The organism is Streptomyces sp. NPDC027962, from assembly GCF_055566095.1.
The window spans coordinates 37653-58158 of sequence record NZ_JBVHTA010000039.1 but is presented as its reverse complement, the minus strand read 5'-3'; the positions used below and the strand labels follow the sequence as shown (position 1 = coordinate 58158).

General features: G+C 70.5%; 19 protein-coding genes and 1 pseudogene. 13 read left to right on the top strand and 7 right to left on the bottom strand.

Features of this window, described 5'->3' with window-relative positions; all coding sequences use genetic code 11:
- Window position 1: 1 nt before the first annotated feature.
- Entirely contained in the window at window positions 2-1225 is a 1224-nt protein-coding gene (locus ACZ4SA_RS28920; RefSeq protein ID WP_468280349.1) for an RNA-guided endonuclease InsQ/TnpB family protein, read from the bottom strand.
- A 28-nt stretch (window positions 1226-1253) separates the two neighbouring features.
- Here ACZ4SA_RS28920 and ACZ4SA_RS28915 point away from each other — a divergent pair, with 28 nt between their 5' ends.
- From ACZ4SA_RS28915 to ACZ4SA_RS28860, 12 genes are all read left to right on the top strand, one after another.
- Window positions 1254-1412, top strand: coding sequence for an Arc family DNA-binding protein (locus tag ACZ4SA_RS28915; protein WP_468280346.1), 159 nt, complete (start codon window positions 1254-1256; stop codon window positions 1410-1412).
- Window positions 1413-1493: 81 nt separating this feature from the next.
- Window positions 1494-3332 carry an acyl-CoA dehydrogenase gene (locus tag ACZ4SA_RS28910; RefSeq protein ID WP_468280344.1) on the top strand — a complete coding sequence of 613 codons (1839 nt, stop codon included), beginning with the start codon at window positions 1494-1496 and terminating at the stop codon, window positions 3330-3332.
- 51 nt (window positions 3333-3383) lie between these two features.
- Window positions 3384-4202, top strand: coding sequence for a 4'-phosphopantetheinyl transferase family protein (locus ACZ4SA_RS28905; protein WP_468280341.1), 819 nt, complete (start codon window positions 3384-3386; stop codon window positions 4200-4202).
- Between the two features lie 576 nt (window positions 4203-4778).
- On the top strand, window positions 4779-5120 hold the full coding sequence (locus tag ACZ4SA_RS28900; protein WP_468280339.1) for a PadR family transcriptional regulator: 342 nt from the start codon (window positions 4779-4781) through the stop codon (window positions 5118-5120).
- Complete coding sequence (locus ACZ4SA_RS28895) at window positions 5117-6139, top strand: hypothetical protein (RefSeq protein ID WP_468280337.1); 1023 nt, start codon at window positions 5117-5119, stop codon at window positions 6137-6139. The genes ACZ4SA_RS28900 and ACZ4SA_RS28895 overlap by 4 nt, the downstream gene beginning before the upstream one ends.
- 448 nt (window positions 6140-6587) lie before the next feature.
- The gene (locus ACZ4SA_RS28890) at window positions 6588-7829 is read left to right on the top strand and encodes a cytochrome P450, cyclodipeptide synthase-associated (protein ID WP_468280335.1); all 1242 of its coding nucleotides are present in this window, start codon (window positions 6588-6590) and stop codon (window positions 7827-7829) included.
- A 108-nt stretch (window positions 7830-7937) separates the two neighbouring features.
- Window positions 7938-8330: a nuclear transport factor 2 family protein gene (locus ACZ4SA_RS28885; RefSeq protein WP_468280332.1), complete on the top strand. Its 393-nt coding sequence runs from the start codon at window positions 7938-7940 to the stop codon at window positions 8328-8330.
- A gap of 308 nt (window positions 8331-8638) precedes the next feature.
- Window positions 8639-10669: an RNA polymerase sigma factor gene (locus ACZ4SA_RS28880; RefSeq protein ID WP_468280329.1), complete on the top strand. Its 2031-nt coding sequence runs from the start codon at window positions 8639-8641 to the stop codon at window positions 10667-10669.
- A gap of 315 nt (window positions 10670-10984) precedes the next feature.
- Complete coding sequence (locus tag ACZ4SA_RS28875) at window positions 10985-12475, top strand: MFS transporter (protein ID WP_468280327.1); 1491 nt, start codon at window positions 10985-10987, stop codon at window positions 12473-12475.
- 60 nt (window positions 12476-12535) lie between these two features.
- The gene (locus ACZ4SA_RS28870) at window positions 12536-12976 is read left to right on the top strand and encodes an SRPBCC family protein (RefSeq protein ID WP_468280324.1); all 441 of its coding nucleotides are present in this window, start codon (window positions 12536-12538) and stop codon (window positions 12974-12976) included.
- 65 nt (window positions 12977-13041) lie between these two features.
- Window positions 13042-14403: a carotenoid oxygenase family protein gene (locus tag ACZ4SA_RS28865; RefSeq protein WP_468280321.1), complete on the top strand. Its 1362-nt coding sequence runs from the start codon at window positions 13042-13044 to the stop codon at window positions 14401-14403.
- Window positions 14404-14618: 215 nt separating this feature from the next.
- Window positions 14619-15245, top strand: coding sequence for an ABC transporter permease (locus ACZ4SA_RS28860; protein ID WP_468280318.1), 627 nt, complete (start codon window positions 14619-14621; stop codon window positions 15243-15245).
- A 406-nt stretch (window positions 15246-15651) separates the two neighbouring features.
- Here ACZ4SA_RS28860 and ACZ4SA_RS28855 read toward each other — a convergent pair whose 3' ends face one another.
- Window positions 15652-16305: a class I SAM-dependent methyltransferase gene (locus ACZ4SA_RS28855; protein ID WP_468280316.1), complete on the bottom strand. Its 654-nt coding sequence runs from the start codon at window positions 16303-16305 to the stop codon at window positions 15652-15654.
- A gap of 128 nt (window positions 16306-16433) precedes the next feature.
- On the opposite strand from ACZ4SA_RS28855, the pseudogene ACZ4SA_RS28850 reads away from it, so the two are divergent.
- A pseudogene (locus tag ACZ4SA_RS28850) lies at window positions 16434-16675 on the top strand (transposase); the annotation flags it as partial.
- 180 nt (window positions 16676-16855) lie between these two features.
- Here the strand turns inward: ACZ4SA_RS28850 and ACZ4SA_RS28845 are convergent.
- From ACZ4SA_RS28845 to ACZ4SA_RS28825, 5 genes are all read right to left on the bottom strand, one after another.
- Window positions 16856-17332 carry an NUDIX domain-containing protein gene (locus tag ACZ4SA_RS28845; RefSeq protein ID WP_468280314.1) on the bottom strand — a complete coding sequence of 159 codons (477 nt, stop codon included), beginning with the start codon at window positions 17330-17332 and terminating at the stop codon, window positions 16856-16858.
- A 56-nt stretch (window positions 17333-17388) separates the two neighbouring features.
- Complete coding sequence (locus ACZ4SA_RS28840) at window positions 17389-18000, bottom strand: AAA family ATPase (protein WP_468280311.1); 612 nt, start codon at window positions 17998-18000, stop codon at window positions 17389-17391.
- The gene (locus tag ACZ4SA_RS28835) at window positions 17922-18782 is read right to left on the bottom strand and encodes a hypothetical protein (protein WP_468280308.1); all 861 of its coding nucleotides are present in this window, start codon (window positions 18780-18782) and stop codon (window positions 17922-17924) included. The genes ACZ4SA_RS28840 and ACZ4SA_RS28835 overlap by 79 nt, the downstream gene beginning before the upstream one ends.
- 82 nt (window positions 18783-18864) lie before the next feature.
- Window positions 18865-19629 (bottom strand): hypothetical protein, encoded by a 765-nt coding sequence (locus ACZ4SA_RS28830; protein ID WP_468280305.1) that lies wholly within the window; start codon window positions 19627-19629, stop codon window positions 18865-18867.
- A gap of 1 nt (window position 19630) precedes the next feature.
- Entirely contained in the window at window positions 19631-20458 is an 828-nt protein-coding gene (locus ACZ4SA_RS28825; protein ID WP_468280303.1) for a radical SAM protein, read from the bottom strand.
- Between the last annotated feature and the right edge of the window lie 48 nt (window positions 20459-20506).

The window sequence follows — 20506 nt, the reverse complement described above, 5'->3', positions numbered from 1 at the left end:
CCTAAAGGGCGGGGATTCCTGGCTCACGTTGCCTGCGGGCCGGCGGCCCGTCAGGTCTTGCACGATCAGCACCAGCCGGGTTGAGACCAGCCCGGACCAGCATCACGTGTGCGGAGTTCTTGTCCCTGGGGGATACCGCTGCGCACACGGTGCAGGTGTAGGTACGTTCTGAGAGAGGTAGCGCGTGCTTGGTTCTCGCTCCGCACTGCGCACAGTCCATCGTGGTGTGCGCGGGGTTCACAAGGTGCACGATGCGTCCGTGCTTGCGTGCTGCGTTGATCAGTTCGCGCTTTGTCGCGAAGATCGCCGCGTCGGCAGCCTTGCGGGCCATGGTGGATCTGGCCAGGAACTTCGACTTGAAATCCTCCACCGCGATGGCGTCGTGGTCGCGGACGACGGTCTTGGCCCACTTGCGGCCGGTGTCCTGTCGTTGTCGGGCAATCTTCTTGTGCAGCTTCGCCGTCAGCTTCTTCGCCGCCCGGTGCCCCCTCGAGCCGGACCTGCCCTTTGGGGGCTTCCTGCGGGCCGTCATCCGCTGGTAGTGCCCCAGCTTCGCGGCGGCCTTGCGCCCATGCTCGGCATGGGGCAGGTCATGGGCGGCGCTGGTAGTGGTCGCGGTCTCCTTCACTCCCCAGTCGATCCCGATCACCGCACCCGTCTCGGGGAGCGGCTGGGTTTCTGCGGGGACCACGAAGGAGGCGTACCAGTGACCGAGGCTGTCACGGTAAACACGCACGCTCGACGGGACGGCCGGCAGGACACGAGACCACACCACGGCCAGGACGATTCCACCCGCCAGATGCAGCCTGCCGTCCTTGACGCGGAAGCCGCGCCGTGTGTAGCTGAGCGTCGGGTCGGTCGAGCGCTTCTTCTTGTACTTCGGCATCCCCGCGCGCTGCCGCAGCGGCAACCGGGTCCTGATGTCTTTGAGTGCCTTGGCGCGGGACTTGCCAAAGTCGCGTATCACCTGTTGCTGCGGGACCGAGGAACCATCCCGCAGCCACGCGTTGCGGCTCCGGGTTTCGGTCAGCATCTTGTCCAGCCGTGCCGGGCCGCACTCCTCGCCCTCGGCGTGGGCCTTCTTGGACCGGGCGCAGCACTCGTTCCAGATCCACCGACACCGCGCCCACTCTTCTTCGAGGCCGGTCAGCGCCGTGGATGACACACGCAGCCGGTAGGTGTACCGGGCATGCCCGGTCTCCCCAGACTCGCGTGGTGTCTTCATGACACCAATCTACCACTACGATTGAGGTATGGATCATGAAGTACGCATCACGCTCCGGCTTCCCGTCGACCTCCATCGGTGGCTCACCACTCAAGCCAAGTCCGCCCACAGGTCCCTCAATTCAGAGATCGTGCACCGCTTGGAGGCTGAACTTGAAACCTCCCTGCCAGTCGAAGAATCGTCCTGACGACGACTCAGCCTTTGCCCCGCATTTCGGGAGTCGGATTCGTCTCCACCCCACAGAGCGGGGCGTTCCCGGAGAGATCCGGTGACCGCACCTGCCTCGACGACAGTCGGCCACGACTCCCACAACTCCCCGGACGCACCGCCCGGGCACGGCCAGTTGGCAGGCCGGCCAACGCCCGCTCCGACAGCGGCCAGCGGCCCCGGCGGCGGCGCCCCGCCCGGCGCCGCCGAACGCGCCGACTGGCTCGAAAAACTCCTCGGCGACCCCGACGACGCGCACAACCCGCACGGCTACGCGGCCCTGCTGGCCGCCGACGACCGCCGCGAGGTGCCCGCCGCCACCGAGACGCTGCTCACCGACGCAGGCATGAACGCCGAATTCGTCCCCCACGAACTCGGCGGCCGCCTGGTACGCCCCGACATCCTCGCCCGCGTCCTGCGGCCCGTCTTCCGGCGCGACGTCGCCCTCGGCTTCGGCCACGGCATCACCTCGCTGTTCGGCGCCTCCGCCGTATGGGCCGCGGGCGACGAACACCAGCGCCGCCAGGCCGCCCGCGTCCTCCTCGCCGGCGGCCGCACCCCGATCCTCCACCACGAACTCGCCCACGCCAACGCCATCCTGCGCGACGAGTTCACCGCACGCTCCGCCCCCGGCGGAGGCTTCGTACTCCACGGACGCAAAGACGTCGTCATCAACGCCGACCGGGCCGACGCCTTCGTCATGTACGCCCGCACAGCCACCTCGACCGGCCCACGAAGCCACTCCGTACTGCTGCTCGACCCCGAGCAGCTGCCGCCCGGCGGCCTGCACCGGCTGCCGCGCGCCCTCACCCCGGGCATGCGCGGCAGCCGGTTCTCCGGCCTGATGTTCACCGACTGCCCCGCCGAAGCCGACACCCTCGTCGGCGCCCTCGGCGACGGCGTCCCCCTCGCCCTGCGCACCTACCAGGTCAACCGCTGCCTGATCCCCGGCACCGTCGTCGCCGGCGTCGACAGCGTGCTGCGCTTCGCCGTACGCGCCGCCACCACCGGCCGGCCCGCGGGAGCGCCACCACGCCGCTGGCACCCCGTCCTGACCGGCGTCTTCGCCGACCTGCTGGCCTGCGACGCCATGGCCGTCACCGCACTGCGCGCCCTGAGCCTGCTGCCCGACAGCGCCCACCTGCTCGCCGCGGCCGTCAAAATGACCATGCCCGACCTGCTCCGCGAGGACCTCGAGGAACTGTCCACCGTCCTCGGCGCCCACGGCTACGACCGCGGCCCCCGCTACGGCGGCTTCCAAAAACTCGTACGCGACCTGCCCGTCGCCGGCCTCGGACACGCCGGCACCGCCGCCTGCCAGGCCGTCATCGTCCCCCAACTGCGCACCCTCGCCCACCGCTCGTGGTTCCGCACCGACGAACCGGCCGGCCGGCTGTTCCTGCCCTCGGCGCCCCTGCCGGCGTTCGACTACCGCAGACTCACCCTCACCGGCAGCGACGACGTCCTGACCGCGTCCCTGATCGGCAGCGCCGAACGCCTCGGGCCGCTGCGCACCACCGGAGGTGCCTGGGCCGCGCTCGCCGACCTCGCCGAGGCGTTCGTCCAGGAGATGCGGGCCCTGCGCGAACAGTGCGCCGCCCTGCCCGACATCGCCCGCGCCGCCCTCGTCGACCCCCGCGCCTGCGCGCTGGCCGACCGCTACGTCCTGGTCCTGGCGGCCGCCGCGTGCCTGGGCGTATGGCAGGGCCAGGACGGCACCGACACCTTCCTGTCCGACCCGGCCTGGGCCGTCCTCGCCCTGACCCGCATCGGCCGCAGGCTCGGCGTCGCGGTCCCCGACCTACCCGACGGGACCACCCAGCCGGTCCTCGAAGAGGTACTCGCGCGCTACCGGGACCGCCGCAGTTTCGACCTGTACGACACACAGCTCGCCGGATAGCACCGCCGTCCGGCTTCCGGACGGAAAGACGGGGACAGGGAGGGGACAGTCATGGACGAGCCGAGGATCAGCACACCGATCCATGTACCGCGGCCCGCCGGGCCGTGGCAGGGGGTGCACGAGAACCTGACCCGCCTGGGCAACGCGGTGGTGCACACCACCTGGGGCGAATGGCTGCCCGCGGCCCTCACCGCACCGGGCCTGCGCCGGCTGCTGGGCCGCGACTGGACCCGCTACCGCCGCATCCCCGACGCGACCGTGCGCTACCGCTTCCTCGCCGCCCGCCTGCTGGTGAAATACACCGCCGCCGCGGCCCTGCGCGTCGAACCGGAGACCCTCGACCTCGCCTACCGGCTCGGCGGCCGCCCCTACCTGCGCGGCTTCGACCAGATCGATCTGAGCCTGACCCACACCGGCGACCTGATGGCCGTCGGCCTCAGCCGCCACGGCCGCATCGGCGTCGACGCCGAACCGGCCGACCGCCGCATGCGCTTCGACCTGCTGCAGGCCCAGATGTGCACCCCCACCGAGGCCGCCGAACTCGCCCCCCTGCCCGAAGGCGAGCAGACCGCGCAGACCCTGCGCCTGTGGACCCTGAAGGAGGCCTACACCAAGGCGCTCGGCCAGGGCATGCGACTGGGCTTCACCGAATTCGGCTTCGGCCTGCAAAGCGGCCGGCTCCTGGCCCCCGACGGCTCACCCGCCTCCCGCGGCGAATGGGCCTTCGCCACCCACCCGGCCCTCGGCCGCCGCTACCTGCTCTCCGTCGCCTGCCACGACACCGGCCTCGACGCCGCCGACGACACCTCCGTGCGCACCATGCTCGACCCCGGCTTCCTCGCGGCCATGGCCCACGAACAGCCCGGCTGACAAAGCCCGCAAGCGGCAGACGTCCTCGTCCTCTTCGACACGGGCAGGCCGTCCGCGCCAACCGCCCCGAGCTCGACGCCCTCGGGACGCTCGCGGTCGACCGGCGAAGGTCCGGTGCGAGCCCCCTTTGAGGGGCCTGACGTGGGAGCCGTCGATGGCCGCGTCGTTCATGTCCAGCAGGCCCGCGGCCCGCAGCTCGGCCGGCAGCACCTCGTGCAGCTGCGGCCAGTCACCGGCCTCGGTCCAGTCCCGCAGACGCCGCCAGGCCGTCACACCGCTGCAGCCAACCTGTTCAGCCGGAACGTCCCGCCGGCCCACGCTCTTGCAGCACGTAAACGATGCCCCGCAATGCAGCCCGGTCATCGCCGGCAACCGGCCGGGACACCGCTGCCGCCGAGGCGGACGAGCAGGCAACAGCGGGGCGACACAGGGCATCGAGTACAAGGCGCAGGGCTTCAGGGCTGACGGCCGACGAAACGCAGGAACTCGGTCCCCGCGGCTGCCGTCGGCATGTGTTTCACTAGTACGGGAGGGAACTAGTCGAATTTTCAGAGTAGAGAGTAGAGTTGACTATCGATGGTCGCTGTGGAGCCCGGCTGGTTGCGTGGGGTGCTGCCACTGGCGCTCGCCGCCGTGCTTGCCGAGGGCGGCCGGCATGGTTACGCGCTGGTACAGGAGTTGACTGCCCGTGGATTCGGCACGGTCCGTGGCGGCGCCCTGTATCCGGTGCTCGGCCGGCTCGAGACCGAAGGAGTGGTGGAGGCGCGGTGGGAGCCAGGTGAGGGTGGGCCGGGACGTAAGGTCTACCGGCTCACCGACGCGGGGCGGGCCCGGCTGCGTGAAGAGACCACCAACTGGAAGCAGTTCTCCGACGCGATGGACGAACTCCTGGCCCATAGCCGGGAGGAGTTGCCGTGATAGATGAGGTCACCCGGTGGAACGCACGGGTTCGACTGGCCCTGGCTGCACAATCGGTGGACCCCGCCCTCACGGACACGGTGCTGGCAGAGGTTGCACAGCACTGCGCGGACAGCGGTGAGAGCCCTGAGGACGCCTTCGGCATACCGGAGGCGTACGCCGCCGCGGTGGCCGGCGAGCGCGTCCCGCCCGAGGAGCGTCTTCGTCTCCGGGGCGGCCGGACACCTGCGGCGACATTCCGTGCTGCACTCGCCCCGATCGGTGCGGCCGCTCTGGTGGCCGGCGCCTGTCTGTGGGTCGCAGACGGACCCGCGCCGGCCCTGACCCCTGGCGGGCTGGCCGGCTCATCGTTCATCGCCATAGCCCTGACGGGCGGCCATCTCGCCGCCACCGCCTCGCGATCCCGACGGCGTGCCGCAGGGTGGGTGCTCGTGGCCGCCGCAACGGTGCTGGGCGCGACGGCCTTCACCTCCCTCTCCGAAAAGGCCTTCGGCCACCTGCCCTCCCCTGTCCTGTGCCTACTCGGCCTCGCGCTGCTCGGGTGGGCCACACGGGACGAACCAACCGCAGACCCTGAAGGAGTCACCGTGAAACCTCGGACGGACGCTCGGAACACGGTCGGGCGTGAGCGCTGGCTCCGTCAATTGACCCAGCTGCTCGAAGAGCGCCACGCTGTGCCCCGCGCTCGCGCCGAAGAGCTCACCGGCGAAGCCGCCGCCCACCTCGCCGCCACCGAACGCGCGCCCGAAGAGGAGTTCGGGCCGGTGGAGCTGTACGCGCTGCGACGGTCCGAAGAGGAGTCTCCCCGCCCCCGGTGGTGGCTGCGCAGCGACATCCAGAACGCGACACTTGCCGTGATCCTCACCGGTTGTCTGGTGAGCAATCTCGCCTCCGGCGGCCCGTTCTGGCAAACCGCGCTCGCCTCCGGCGCGCTCGCCGTGACCTTGGCACTCCTTGCCATCCCCCTGGTACGCAGGCAACTGGTGCGCAGGCAGCGCAACGGCTCGCTGCAGCGATAGCCGCACCGCCGGCTCCGTCGGACGGGAATCGACGGCGCCCCTGACGGGGAGCCCTGTCGACCGGTCGGCCATAGGGGCCGGCGGGATTTTCGGGCAACGCTGCTCGGTGCCGGACACGGGGGTGGGAGCCGCCATGGCTTCCCGGGGGGAAGACCTGGCAGCGCGCGAGTGCGGCCCCAACTGCCGGGACAATGAACTCGCACGTTCTCTGTTGAGCGCCGAAGCCGTCGGCGAGGCCCGCCGCCGCTCGCCCGTCCGATCGAGCAGCGTCTCATGCTGCGGCCGGCCGGCCGGCCGGCTCGCGGCGTGGGCGTCGGCGTTCATGCGGACCAGCCGTTCGTTCTGCCGGACCTCCGCGGTCCAGGACGCGGACGCCCGCCCCCAGTCTGAGAGGTCGGCCGGCAGACGCCGTCCCCTTCCTTGCCGTTCCCTTCAGAGAGTTCCTGCCATGCCCAGAGCCGAGTCCGGCTTCAGTGTCCTGTCCGACGACTTCGCCGCCGCCCCCTACCGGTACTTCGCCGGGCTGAGGGATCGTGCACCGGTGCACTACGAGCCGGCGATCGACAGCTACTTCCTCTCCCGCTATCAGGACGTGAAGCGGGTGCTGACCGACCATCAGGGGTTCAGTACCGAGACGCTGCAGGTACGCGCCGAGCCGGTGATGCGCGGACCGGTCCTCGCCCAGATGACCGGGGCCGAGCACACCGCCAAACGAAAGATCGTCGTCCGGGGCTTCACCGGGCAGGCACTCCAGGACCAGATACGCGCCGTCCACGCCAACTCAGCCGAACTCATCGCGCCCTTCCTTTCCCGGGGCCGGGTGGACATCGTCAACGACTTCGGCAAACCCCTCGCCGTCTACGTGGCGCTCGACGTCCTCGCCCTGGACAAGGAGGACTGGCAGCAGGTCGCCGCCTGGCACAGCGGGATCGCCGAGTTCATCACCAGCATCACCCTCACCCCCGAACGCCGCCGGCACTGCATGGACTGCGCCGAGCAGTTGGAGGCCTACCTCGTCCCCATCATCGAACAGCGGCGCCGCCACCCCGGCGAAGACCTCATATCGACGTTGTGCACCGCCGAGTTCGACGGCATCGCCATGAGCAATCGCGACGTCACCGCGCTGATCATCAACGTTCTGGCTGCCGCCACCGAGCCCGCCGACAAGACCCTTGCCCTGCTCCTCAAGCACCTGATCGACCACCCCGAGCAGATGGCCCAGGTACGTCAGGACCCGACGCTTCTGTCCGCCGCGATCGCCGAGACGCTGCGCTACACCCCACCGGTCCAGCTCATTCCCCGCCAGTCGGAGAAGGACGCCGTGTTCGCCGGCTCCACCGTCCCGGCAGGTGCCACCGTCTTCTGCATGATCGGCGCGGCCAACCGCGACCCCGACGCCTTCACCGCCCCGGACACCTTCGACATCCACCGCCCGGACCTGGGCACCGCCCGCTCCTTCACCGCCGCCGCCCAGCACCTGGCCTTCGGCACCGGACTCCACCAGTGCGTCGGCGCGGCCTTCGCCCGCGCCGAGATCGAGACCGTCGCGGCGATGCTCCTCCCGCTGCTCGACCAGGTCCGCTACAGCCCCGGCTTCCGTTACCGGGAGACCGGCCTGTACACCCGCGGCCCCGCGTCCCTGTCGCTGGACTTCACCCCCGTCCACGAAGGCGTTCCGGCCCACGAGTGACACCTGCACCCCCGTTCCGGCCTCGAGCAGGCCGGCCGGCGATCGATCGTCCCCGGCTCTCGGAGCCGGGGACGCCCCAACCCTCCACCCCTGCAGGAAGAGACCTCCGTGACACCGACCGACATCACCCGAGCCATCAACGACCTGCTGTTCACCCCGGGCCTCGGCCTCGCCGAAGCCCTCGACCGGCATTTCACCCCCGACTACCGTCAGCGCACCGACGGCGTGTGGAGTGACCGCACCGCCTTCGCCCAGCACATGACACGCCTCCGCTCCCTGGTCCGAAGCGGCCACGTCGAGGTCCACGACGAATTCCGCGACGGACTGCGTTACGCCGACCGTCACACCGTCACCCTCACCCAGCACAACGGGCGCACCTCCCGCACCGAGGTGTACCTCTTCGGCCGGTACGCCCCCGACGGGCGCTTCCAACGTGTCGAGGAAACCACCCTCCTGCTCACCGGCCACCCCGACGACCGGAACCTGGGTCTCGTCAACTGACGCTACCGATACGCGTACGCGGGTGCCGCGGCCGTGGCTCTGCCGATGACTGACACTTCACCGCTTTTGTTAGGATCCCTAAAGGAGTAGCGGCTCCCTCGACGCCCCTTCGGCGTGCCGGACACGACACCACGTCGACGGCAGGCGAGGAACGGCCGTCGTCCGTTCGGAGCGCGGCGGCGAAACGGAGACCGGACCGCAACCGCCGCATCCGTGCTTCGTCCCGGTGCCTGCCGCCGAGGCTCGGTGGGCACATCCGGGCATGACCGTCCGGTGCCGGACACGGGGAGGGAGCCGTCATGGGGTCCGTGGGGGAGAGACTGAGCAGCGCGCGGGTGCGGGCTTTCATCGGCCGGGAGGAGGAACTCGGTTGCTTCACGGAGGCGTTGACCGGCGATCCACAGGCGCCCCTCGTGTTCTACGTGGCCGGTCCGGGTGGCATCGGCAAGTCGACCCTGGTCCGGCGTCTGGCGGACCAGGCACGATCGGCAGGTCGTCCGACGTTCGAACTCGACGGCCGTTTCGTCAGCCGCGACCCCGCCGACTTCGAGCGCGCGGCCGCCCCTTTTCTGGACGTTCCCGGCACGGTCCTGTTCGTCGACTCCTTCGAGCACTGCCAGTGGCTCGAGAGCTGGCTGTGGCAGCACTTCCTCCCTCGCGCTGCGGACGGCGCCCTCGCTGTTCTGGCCGGCCGTCTCGCGCCCCAGGCGCAGTGGTGCGCCGACCCCGCATGGGCCGGGGTCCTGCACGTCACCGAACTGAAACCATTCGGCGATGAACAAGCCCGGAGTCTGCTGGCAGCGGCGCGGCTCCGGCCTGAGTTGCGGGACCGGGTGCTCCGCTTCGCCGGAGGCAACCCGCTGGCCCTGTCCCTCGCGGCCGCCGCAGCAGCAGGGCCGGCAGGCTGGAGCAAGGAGGAGATCTGGGCTCCCTCGGCCGACGTCCTGCGAAACTTGTTGGCAGGCCTGATCGGAGAGGTGCCCACGGCGGCCCACCGCCGAGCCCTGGAGGTGGCAGCACAGGCGCACTCCACGTCCGAGGAACTGCTTTCCTCGGTACTGCCCGAGGAAGACGCCCACCTGCTCTTCTCCTGGCTGCGGGACCTGCCCTTCATGGAGTCCACGCACCGAGGGCTCCACCCGCACGACGCCGCACGCGAGACGCTGGCCGCCGACCTGCGCTGGCGAGCACCCCATGCCTTCGCGACGATGCGCCGGCGATTGGCGGAGGAGTACCTGCGCATGCTGCGCGAGGCACCCGAGGAGCGTGTGTGGACCGTCACCGACGAACTCTTCTACCTCTTCAAGGAGGCGGAGGCCCTGGCGCGCCTGCGCACATGGTCCCGCGAGCACGAGGTGCACGACCGTCCCCTGCAGCCGGGCGACATCGATGTCGTGCTCCGCATGGCCGAGCAGACCGAAGGTCCCGCCTCCGCGGATCTCGTCCGCTACTGGGCGCAGCGCCAACCGAAGGCATTCAGCGTCTACCGTCTCGTGAGCACAGGCCGGATCGTGGCGTTCACGGCTCGACTCGTCCTGCCGGCCCCGCCCGACCCCCAGGACCTGGCCACCGATCCCGTCGTCGCGGCAGCCTGGGAGCACACCGACGCCACCGCGCCCGTGAACCCCGGTGAGCACATCCGCATCAGCCGTTTCTCGATATACCCCGAGCGGTACCAGGTCCCCTCGCGCGTCATCGACCTGAGCAGTTCCCGGGCCCAGGCGGAAGCCGCCCGTGCCCGCGGACACGCATACGGCTTCGCCGTCTACCAGGACGCCGACGCCTGGGCATCGCGGGTCAAGGGCAGCCTCGCGGACACCGGTGCGCGACCGCGCGTCGGTGAGCACGCCTACGGACTGTTCAGCGTGGACTGGCGCCAGGTGCCCGTCGAGGCCTGGCTCCGCCGCTTCATATCGGCCGACGACGTGCCCGCCCGGTCCGGACCCTCGGGATTCTCACGCGCCACGTTCGACCAAGCCGTACGCGAAGCCCTGGCGCACTGGCGCGATGCGGGCGCCTTCACCGCCTGCGCCCTGATGCGCGCCCGCCTCGCGGCCGACTTCGCCGACCCCGTCCGGGAGCTGCGCGCCCTGCTGCGCCAAGCCGTCGACGAACTCGCCCAAGACCCGCGTGGAGTGCGCGCCCGCGAAGCGCTGACCGCGGGGTACTTCTCCGGTGCACCCACCCAGGAAGCCGCCGCCCGCCGTCTCGGCCTGCCGTACGGCACCTACCGGCGTCACCTCCGCCAGGGCCTGGACCTGCTCTGCGCGGCCCTGTGGCAGTGGGAACTGCACGGCCCCGACGAGAACCACGGGCACACGATGCCGACGTACACCTGACGATGTACACCTGAGAGCCGGCACGGCGGCGCTCTCGTGGCGGGGACCGTCCGGTGCGTCGCTCGCCCTGTCCGCGTACCGGGGACGTCGATGGCGATCCGGGCACGCGGCGGAGAAGAGACCAGGCCGTCCTGTCGTGCGAGCTCGTTCGTGACACCCCGCGTGGATCCGGAACGGTAGCGGGCCGAGCACGCGGAGTACGGCGGCGTACATCCGCGGCAGGACTCCCCGTTGGACAGGTGCGGACAGGACTGGACAGTCAACGCCCCTGCTGGGCATGGAAAGTGGACACCGCCCGACACGAGGCTGTGCGCCATGAACCTTGGACGCACGAAGGACCAGGCATCCCCCGCCCGCCGGCCGGCGGCCGTGCTCGCGGCGCTCGCCGCTGCGCAGTTCACCGTCATGGTCGCCACCTCGATCGTGAACGTGGCGCTGCCGCAGATCCGTGCCGGGGTGAACCTGTCGGCCGACGGCACCACCTGGGTGATCAACGCCTACGGCCTGGCGTTCGGGGCGCTGCTCCTGGCCGGGGGGCGGGCGGCCGACCTCCTCGGCAGCCGCCGGGTGCTGATCTCCGGCCTCGCGCTGTTCGCGGGGGCCTCGCTGGCAGCAGGACTTGCCACCTCCACGGTCGTCCTGATCGCCGCCCGCGCCGTTCAGGGACTTGGCGCCGCCGCCATCGCCCCGGCCGCACTCGCGCTGCTCATGGGCCTGTTCCCGTCCGGCGCCGGACGCGGCAGAGCCCTGGGCGTGTGGGGCGCGGTCTCCGGCGCGGGAGGAGCGGGAGGCGTCCTTCTGGGCGGCGTGCTCACCCAGGCATGGGGCTGGTCCTGGATCTTCCACTCCGTCGCGCTCGGAGCGGTGCTGGTCCTCATCGCCGTGGCGGCCATCGTGCCACGAACTGCTGCTCGGGAGTCCGCACGATTCGACCTCCTGGGCACCGCCACCGTCACCGTCGCCCTGACCTGCCTGGTCTGGGGCCTGACCACCGCACGCGGCGGTTGGTCGGACGCCCGAGTGCTCGGCGCCCTCGTCGGTGCCGGCACGCTGCTCGCGGCGTTCGCCGTCATCGAGATGCGCCGGCCGAACGCGCTGATACCCCCGCGACTGCTCACCACCGGCCGCGTCGCGGCGGGAAACCTGTTGATGGCCCTTCTGGGGTCCGTGTGGATCGCCCTGTTCTTCTTCCTGCCGCTCTACCAGCAGCAGGTCCTCGGAATGGGCCCCTTGGCCACCGGAGCGGGTCAACTCCCTCTCGCCGTGGCCAATATGATCGGCGCCGCCCTCGCACCTCGCATCTCCCGGCGCATCGGCGGTACCGCGACGGTGACCGCGGCCTTGCTCATCGAGGCCGCCGGGCTGCTGTGGCTGTCACGGCTCAGCGCCGACGGAAGCTACCTCGCCGACGTCCTCGGTCCGAGCATCCTCGTCGGACTCGGCCTGAGCATCGCCTTCGTCCAGCTCACCGCACTCGCCGTGGACGGTGTCCCGCCCCAGGACGCGGGTCTTGCCGGCGGTCTGGTCAACACCACCCGCCAGGTCGGCGGCGCGATCGGTCTCGCCGCCCTGGCCACCCTGGCCGGCTCCGTCACTGCCCACGCATCCACCCACCAGCCGCACCTGGAGGCGCTCAGCGCCGGCTACCGAGCCGCCTTCACGGTCTCGTCCGCGGTACTGGCCGCCGCCGCACTCCTCGCCCTGCCGCTCACCCGCTGCCACCACCGCACGACCCGCGGCGTCGTCCCGCCGGCCACGGCGCCGCACCAACACGACCGGGCGGCCCACAGCGCACCCACCGCCTGATGCACCGCCCGGGCCGACCGAGCCAACCCGATCCACACCCACCACTGATGAGGGAATCGCATGCACACCATTGACTCCACCGCCCCCGTCGTCGTCAGCCTGACGACGACCATCGACGCCCCGCTCGCCACCGTCTGGTCGCTGCACACCGACATCGACGACTGGCCCGTCTGGAACGTCGGCATCGACCAGGCCACGCTCAGCGGGCCGGTGGCCGTCGGCACCGACTTCACCTGGCTCACCCACGGGCTGAACATCACCTCCACCATCCACGAACTCGTCCCGGAACAGCGGATCGTCTGGGGCGGGACCGTCCAGGGCATCGTCGGCATCCACGTATGGACCTTCGAGCAGACCGGCGACCACGTCGTCGTCCACACCGAAGAGTCCTGGAGCGGAGACGCCGTCGACGCCGCGGTCGACGAACTCGCCACGGCCCTGAAGACCTCCCTGGAGAGCTGGCTCGGCTGCCTCAAGGCCCGTGCCGAGCAGACGACGTGAGACTCCGCACCGCAGCGAACACCGCACCACGCACGACAACGACGACGAGATCCGAGGACCCGACCATGAGCAGCAAACCGTATCTGACCGGCCACTACACCCCCGTCGCCGACGAGATCACCGCCACCGGACTCACCGTCGAAGGCGCCCTGCCCCCCGAACTGACCGGCCGCCTGATCCGCAACAGCCACAACCCCAAGCCCGGCGTCACCCCCACCCACTGGTTCAAGGGCAGTGGCATGGTCCACGGGATCCGGCTCCGCGAGGGCCGCGCCGAGTGGTACCGCAACCGCTGGGTGCACACCCCCGCGCTGGACGGCGCTCCCTACATGACCGAGCGCGGCCCGGACCTGACCGCGAGCACCGCGGGGACCCACGTCATCGAGCACGCCGGACGGCTGCTCGCGCTGTGCGAGGCGAACTTCCCCTTCGAGCTCACCCCGGACCTGGAGACGGTCGGCGCCCATGACTTCAACGGCCGGCTGCGCACAGCCATGACCGCACATCCCAAGGAAGACCCGGTGACGGGGGAGCTGCACTTCTTCGGCTCCTCGCCGTTCCCGCCGCATCTCGTGTACTACGTCTCCGACACCAAGGGGGAGATCGTCCACAGTGCCGAGATCCCCGGCGCGACCGCCTCGCTCAAGCACGACTTCGCCATCACCCGCCGCCACGTCGTCTTCATAGAGGGCAACGTCACCTTCGACCCCGCCGAGCACTCCGGCATCCCCTACGGCTGGAGCGACCGGCAGCCCTCCCGGATCGGCGTCATGCCCCGCACCGGCGACGGCGACCGGCATGTCCGATGGTTCTCCATCGAACCCGGCAACATGCTGCACGTCGCCAACGCCTACGAGGACGGCCAGGGCCGCATTGTCCTGGAAGGCCCCACCGTGGACCGCGAAGGGTTCCAGCTCTCCTGGAACTGGTGGACCGGCGCGCCCGAGCGTGGAGCCGAGCCCAACACACGCTCCTACACCCGCCGCTGGGTCATCGACACTGCGGCCGGCACCGTGGCCGAGCAGATCATCGACGACCTCGCCGTGGAGTTTCCGACCCTCAACGAGGACTACCTGGGCGCCGAGCACCGCTACCAGTACGCGGTGTCCTTCCCCGACCAGCAAGGTTTCGGGGGCTACGGCGTCGTCAAGTACGACCGCACCACCGGCGCCCGCCGCATCCACCAGGTCGGCGACGCCCGGCTGCCCAGCGAAGCGGTGTTCGTACCCGCGGCCGGCGCCACCAGCGAGGACGACGGCTACCTGCTCACCGTCATCTCCGACCTCAAACAGGACGACTCGCAACTGCTGGTCCTGGACGCCGGCGGCCTCGAGCGGATCGCGACCGTCCACCTGCCCCGCCGCGTGACCGCCGGAATCCACGGCTCCTGGATCCCCGACAGCGCCCTGGACATCAGCGAGGGCTGACCCGCACCCGTCCCGCGGCACAGGCGGGGACGACCGCCGGTAGGGCGGCTCCGGGGCCGACGGTCCCGGAGCCGCCCACCACGCCTTCGGGGGTGACTGTCGCGTCAGGCCGCTGCCCCCGGCGGCCCGGCTGTCGCCCACCGGCCCGAGCCGCCAGTTGCTGTTCCCGAAACCCCTCACCCGCAATCCGTAAGCCACCCTGGAGGAGATCTCCCATGTCCATCGCAGCCCCCGACTCTCCGGTCGCCGCCGGCTCCGGTGCCGCCCCGATTCGTCTCGTGAACGAGGTCGACAACCGCGCGGCCTACGTCAGCTTCGGACTCGCCTACCTGCTCGGACACGGCGCCGCCGCAGTCTCCCAGGGCGTCCCCTTGCTCGGCCTGCCCGGCTGGCTTCCCACCACACTCCTCGGAATCGGGCTGGCGACGGGCATTGCCCAGGCCACCGTCGCCGCGCTGCGAGCCCAGCGCGGGGCCACCGGGCCGGACGTCCTTTCCGGCAAACTGCTCGGTGCCGCCTGGATCGCCGCCTTCACCGCCCTGCTCCTGGCCGTCACCGGCCTGGCGTCCGCCCTCGACATGCCGGAGCTCCAGTCCATCCTCTGGCCCACCGGCTCCGGCCTCATCGTCGGCCTGCTCTACCTCGCCGAAGGCGCCGCACGCCGCAACCTGCTGCACTACAGTCTCGGCGTCTGGCTGGCTCTGACCTCCACCGCTGCGCTCTTCCTCGGCACCCCCGGGCTCTACTGGGTTCTTGCCGTCGCAGGCGGCGGCGCCTACGCCCTCGCCGCGGTCCTCGAACGCCGCCGCCTCACCCAGCACGCAGGGCATCCCCAGCACTGACGGCCCGACGTCAACCGTGTCCCATGTGGTGAGGCGGGCGAATCGTTTGTAGCGGCAGTGGGCAGCGGCGAGGCCGAGGAAGGGCAGGTAGTTGCGGGGTGGCGTTCGTAGCAGCGGTTGGGACTGCGGTAGCCGGTCAGCCAGGACATGGTGCGTTCCGGGCGTCCACCGAGGACTCCGGTCCGGCGACGACGGTCCTCGAACAGGTCGCGGCCCACCAACCAGCACCCCCCGCCCTGCGCCCCGTACGGCCGCGCACCACGGCCCCGCGGCTCGCAACAGCCCACCACCCCGCCGCCGGGCCTCGTCCCCCCTCCCCGCCTGACCCGGCTCGCGAGCCGTGCCTGCCCCCGGCAGCGGCAGGGCCCATGCCTGCCGCTGCGGCCCGGGCCGCGCCCCGTGCTGCTCAGTGAGGCCCAGGTTTGCGGGCCAGCAGGCAGGCGTAGCGCCTCGGTATCCGCCCCTCCGGTTCCTGCACCACATGTGCGGTGACGACGAGCCCGGCCCCGCCCAGCAGTTCGGCGATCCGCTCCACGGGCAGGAAGAACGATTCGTAGGACACCGGGCGGCCGTACGCCTGGGTGGGACGCCGGTGCTCGTCGCCGACGTAGTCGCCCAGCAGCAGATGCCCGCCCGGCGCGAGCGTGCGGTGGAACTCGGCGAACACCACCGGCAGCAGCGCCGGTGGAGTGTGGTGGACGGAGTACCAGGCCAGGATGCCGCCGAGCGTGTCGTTCCCCGCCTCCAGCGCGGTCATCGAGCCCTGTGCGAACCGCAGAGCGGGATACGCCCGCCGGGCCAGGCCGACCATCCTCGGCGACAGGTCGACACCGAACGCGTCCAGCCCCAGACGGGCCAGATGTGCCGTCACCTGGCCGGGCCCGCATCCCACATCCGCGACCGGCCCGCCGCCCGCGCCCCGTACCAGCTCGGCGAACGCAACCAGCACGGCGCGGCTCAGCGGATCCAACTCGGCCGGGAGCGGCACGCGTTCGGCGTAGTCGGCGGCGATCGTGTCGTACGACTCCCGGACGGCGGCCAGGTAGGAAGGTTCGGTCATGGCCGGGGACCTTAGCCAATGGGCTGACAGACCCGCGCACGTGGACGGCCAGGACCAGCCGCCCCTGCGGCTCTTTGTACTCCCCGACGATGCTCAGCGGTGCTCCGCCGCAGGACGCGGCGAGGGAACTCTCCCCGGCCACGATCACGCGCCTGCCCGGCAGTGGCAGGCCGACCACACAACGTTCATGGAAGGCGACTTGTCCGAGGTCGACCACGTGTACGTGCGGGCCGACGGCATCCACCTCAACGTCCGCCTGAAAGAGGCCGAAGCCTGCGTCCTGGTACTCATCGGGTTCCGCGCCGACGGTTCCAAGGAACTGGTCGCCCTCAAAGACGGCTACCGCGAGTCCGGCGAGTCCTGGGCCGAAGCGTCTTGGTCTCGGTGGCAGCCGGTATCTCGGGCCGGAGCCAGGAGAACAGGCTTTCCTGCAGGTGAGATCGGCCGGTCTCGGACGAAAGGGGCCCGTGCCTCCGGAGCGCTGCGGGGCTGACATAGAGCGCCACCCCCTTCACTGCCCAAACGTCAACGGCCGCGTTCTGTTACACCGTCAGCTCCCGTGCAACGCCACATGAGGTGTGCTGTCGTGCCAATGGACGGATGTGGGCTCGCCCTTGAGGTAGTGCGCGATGCCCAGGGCGTTGTACCGAACGGTGTTGTCCGGGAGCTGGTCGGGCCGATGCCAGGACAGTCCTGCGCACTTGTGGGGCTCGGTGTTGGTCGGCTCGCCGCCCCAGTGGTCCGTGGCGAAGAACCAGCCGACCCGTGTGTGGCCCTCTGGGGCGCGGAAATAGATGACGTGGGCGAGGCGCAGCGCCTGGCGCTCGAGGCTGACGCCGACCTCTTCACGGGCTTCGCGGATCACGGCGTCGTACGGGTCCTCTCCGGGCTCGATCTTGCCGGAGGGGAGGTTGAGGAGGCCGTCGGCGTAGCCGGTGCCCATGCGTTCGGCGAGGCAGATTTCTACTGCCTCGCCGTCGCGGCGTTCCAGGATGATCATTACGTCGTTGATGGGGCGTTCCGGCACTGGTCCTCCAACGGGGCGGGGGTCGTTGAGGACTCTATGGCTCCGCTTCCCCGCTCTTACACGGCGGTGAGTCCCCTGTCGGTAACCTCCGCGGCGATCCAGTGGACACGCTCGGCGGTGGTCAGTCCGGTCGGGAGTTCGAGGATCGGGACGCCTGTGGCCCGGCACGCCTCGTAGATCGCCATTTCTGCCGGGGTCTGTAGCGCGAGCACTTTCTCGCGCATGCGGTCGCCGCCGGCCTTCTGGTCGTAGCGGTCGCGGCAGTACACGATCGCGTCGTAGATGAGGGGCATCCAGGCCCGGCAGAACGCTTCGGCGGCGGCGAGGACGGCGCCGGTGCCCGGCTCGGTGCTGTCGAGTACCAGGCGGGCGAGCGCGGTGACGTTCGCGGGTGTCTTGTCGGTGATGAGGACCTGGTGATGCCGTGCGGCGCGCAGGGGCACTGAGAGCTGCTGGCCGAAGAGGTCGATCTCGGCCGGGAGGTCGAAGGCGCCCTTGCCGTGGAGGACGATCTCCTCCATGAAGGGGCTGCTGCGCGCGGGTTCGCCGGTGCATGCGGCGCCGATGCCCTGCTCGCGCAGGTGGGCCGTCAGTGCGTGGACGAGCGTCGTTTTGCCTGCCGCTTGGGTGCCTTCGACGGCGATAACGCGGCAGTCTCGGATGGGCACGTGTCCTCCAGGAGGGCGGTGAAGGTCGGGTTGGTCAGCCAGTCCCACGCACCGTGCGCGCCGTCGGCGAGGGTCCGGTTCACGTTCAGGCCGGCCGTGGACCACTGGCCGAGATCGGCGGTGCGGGCGGCGACGTAGGCCGTCGAGAGGGTGTGGCGGAGGTTCAGGACGCTGACGCGCTCGCGGCCTTCGGCCTGGCCGTCGTCGAGCCACCGGCGGTGCAAGGCGGGCATCGATGCCCGGAGAAGCTCGGGCTGGGTGACGTCGAGGCCCAGCTCGGTGCAGACGTCGACCAGCCGCCGGGAGGCGCCGGTGAGCAGGTGACCGGCGTCGTATCGGGTGTCGAGGTAGTAACTCGTGTCGGGGGCCGGGGCGCGGCGCTTCCGCCACTGCTCGCGGGCACCGGCCAGCGTTCCGCGGGCGTCGGCGGGGGCGGTCGCCTCCAGGACGGAGAGGTCGGCGCAGAACTGGTGACCGGTGATGACGTGCGCGGAGTCGGCCGCGGCGGCAACGGTATGTGCGGCCTGCCGGACGAGGACGTCCATCTCGTCGGGCTCGTCGACGTAGACACTGGTCCACTCGAACGGCAGCACGGACAAGTCCGCGGTCCCGTCGGCGGGCAGGTCGAGCCAGACGACGCTGTAGCAGAAGGGCCGCTGTCCGTTCTTGATGCGGTAGTTCTTGGTCCATTCGACGTCGACCGACGCGAGGCGGACTGTGCCGGTCGGCGGTGGTGGGGGTGGCCGGAGAGGGTCCTTGGCCCGACTGCTCTTGATGATCATGTGGGTTGTCCCTGCGCGGTGTTGGTGGGGCCGCCTGCCGGTGCGGGCGGCCCCACCGGACGTTACTGGGTGCCGGCGCTGCTCAGCCGCCGAGCACAGAAGGGGCGGCGTCCCACGCGACCCGCTCAAGCAGGGCGACGGTGGACAGGGGTGTCTCCCAGTCGAGGCGATCGGTGGCCAGACCGCCGAGAAGCGCCGTCATGACCGAGGACGACAGGATGTTGACCACCAGTTCGGCCGAGGCGTCCTCACCGAGCCGGCCGCCGGCCAGGTCCTCGCAGGCGGCCTGTGCGGCGGCCTGCTGCTGGCCGGCGTACTGCTCGCTCATGTGCAGGTTGTGCGCGGCCGCGGTGTCGCTGAGCAGGCCGTACGGTCCGAGGTCCCGGGCGGTGTCCACGCAGAGTGCCGTGCCGCGCTCCCGGTCGGTGCGGTCCATCCACGCGTCGGCGGTCGCGACGATGCCGGGGCAGCGGTTCCCGCCCAGGCCGTCGATCTCGCGGAGCAGCAGGTGAAGGTCGTCGCCGGCGTTGTGCCAGGCGATGACGCGCGACTGTTGCCGGGCCTGCACGAGCAGGATGTCGAGGGCGGTGACGATCGAGCTGTTCTCGCCGCGGGTCCCGGGGACCAGGACGCGGTATCCGAAGTGGGTCAGCGGCTCGGAGACAGTCATTTTCCGCGTGCGGTGGATCTTCCAGAACACCGCGGCGGCGCCCATGATGACGGGCTCGCCGCTCGCGTCGCCCCACATCAGGGACAGGCTGGTGAGCCATGTGGCCGGGTTCTGGACCGGATTGGTGACGGACCCGAACGGCGTCTCGGGCCAGCCCAGATTGGACAGGTCCCGCATGTCAGACTCCCTGCTTCACGGTGTGGATCGTGCGGCCCAGGTACTTGTTGAAGTGGTTCAACTTGAACCGGTAGCGCTTCCAGATTTCGGAGATCGGCTCCTCGAGCACGTTGCCCAGCGGCTCCCACAGGTCCTTCGCGTCGTACACCGGCCAGGCGCGTGCGACACCGTTCGGCTCGATGACGATCATGTGCCCCTCGTTCTGCGGGGTCCATGTCGTGAGCCGGAGGGCCGGGGACCACTGGTGTTCGGCACGCATCTCCTTGAGCCGGGCGAACGTCGTCTCCGCCTCGTCCTGGCTGATGAACTCGTGATCAGCGAGGTTGAGGGCGTTGCCCTTACGCAGGGGCAGGATGAACTTCACCTTGCCCGCGTCGAGCACGTCCGCGATCTGCACGGTGAACGGCAGCGCTCCGAGGGTGGAGCGGTAGACGACGGACGACAGGGCCAGCGGGATGCCCGCGTCTTGGAGAGCACGCACGCCGGCCATCTGCTTGTCGTAGTCGCCGCGGACTCGGCGCACCGTGGCGCGCGGGCCCTCGAGGCCGATGTTGGCGAACGCGATCTTCCCGGCGATGTTCCGGGCGTGGTCGAGCCCGTGGGTGGCGTTCGTGGGTACGGCGAGGATGTGGTCGCGGTGGTACATGTCCACGATCGCGCTGAAGTCCTTACGCATCAGCGGCTCGCCGCCGGAGAGGAACACGCGGCCGACGCCGGCCAGGTTCTGCCGGATGGTGTCGAGCTGGTCCAGCGTCGAGTCCGGGAGTTGCAGGACTTCCGAGCAGAACGAGCAGTCGAAGTCGCACCGCTTCGTGACTTGGAGGATCACGGAAAGGGGGGCGGTGGCAGGCGTTGGCGGCGGCTTCGACGTCCAGGC

Bases quoted from the DNA above. Each gene is read 5' to 3' on its own strand.
- ACZ4SA_RS28830 (WP_468280305.1), bottom strand. From the start codon at position 19,629: ATGCGGGACCTGTCCAATCTGGGCTGGCCCGAGACGCCGTTCGGGTCC.
- ACZ4SA_RS28835 (WP_468280308.1), bottom strand. From the start codon at position 18,782: ATGATCATCAAGAGCAGTCGGGCCAAGGACCCTCTCCGGCCACCCCCA.
- ACZ4SA_RS28920 (WP_468280349.1), bottom strand. From the start codon at position 1,225: ATGAAGACACCACGCGAGTCTGGGGAGACCGGGCATGCCCGGTACACC.
- ACZ4SA_RS28890 (WP_468280335.1), top strand. From the start codon at position 6,588: ATGCCCAGAGCCGAGTCCGGCTTCAGTGTCCTGTCCGACGACTTCGCC.
- ACZ4SA_RS28900 (WP_468280339.1), top strand. From the start codon at position 4,779: ATGGTCGCTGTGGAGCCCGGCTGGTTGCGTGGGGTGCTGCCACTGGCG.
- ACZ4SA_RS28905 (WP_468280341.1), top strand. From the start codon at position 3,384: ATGGACGAGCCGAGGATCAGCACACCGATCCATGTACCGCGGCCCGCC.
- ACZ4SA_RS28865 (WP_468280321.1), top strand. From the start codon at position 13,042: ATGAGCAGCAAACCGTATCTGACCGGCCACTACACCCCCGTCGCCGAC.
- ACZ4SA_RS28855 (WP_468280316.1), bottom strand. From the start codon at position 16,305: ATGACCGAACCTTCCTACCTGGCCGCCGTCCGGGAGTCGTACGACACG.
- ACZ4SA_RS28860 (WP_468280318.1), top strand. From the start codon at position 14,619: ATGTCCATCGCAGCCCCCGACTCTCCGGTCGCCGCCGGCTCCGGTGCC.
- ACZ4SA_RS28875 (WP_468280327.1), top strand. From the start codon at position 10,985: ATGAACCTTGGACGCACGAAGGACCAGGCATCCCCCGCCCGCCGGCCG.
- ACZ4SA_RS28870 (WP_468280324.1), top strand. From the start codon at position 12,536: ATGCACACCATTGACTCCACCGCCCCCGTCGTCGTCAGCCTGACGACG.
- ACZ4SA_RS28915 (WP_468280346.1), top strand. From the start codon at position 1,254: ATGGATCATGAAGTACGCATCACGCTCCGGCTTCCCGTCGACCTCCAT.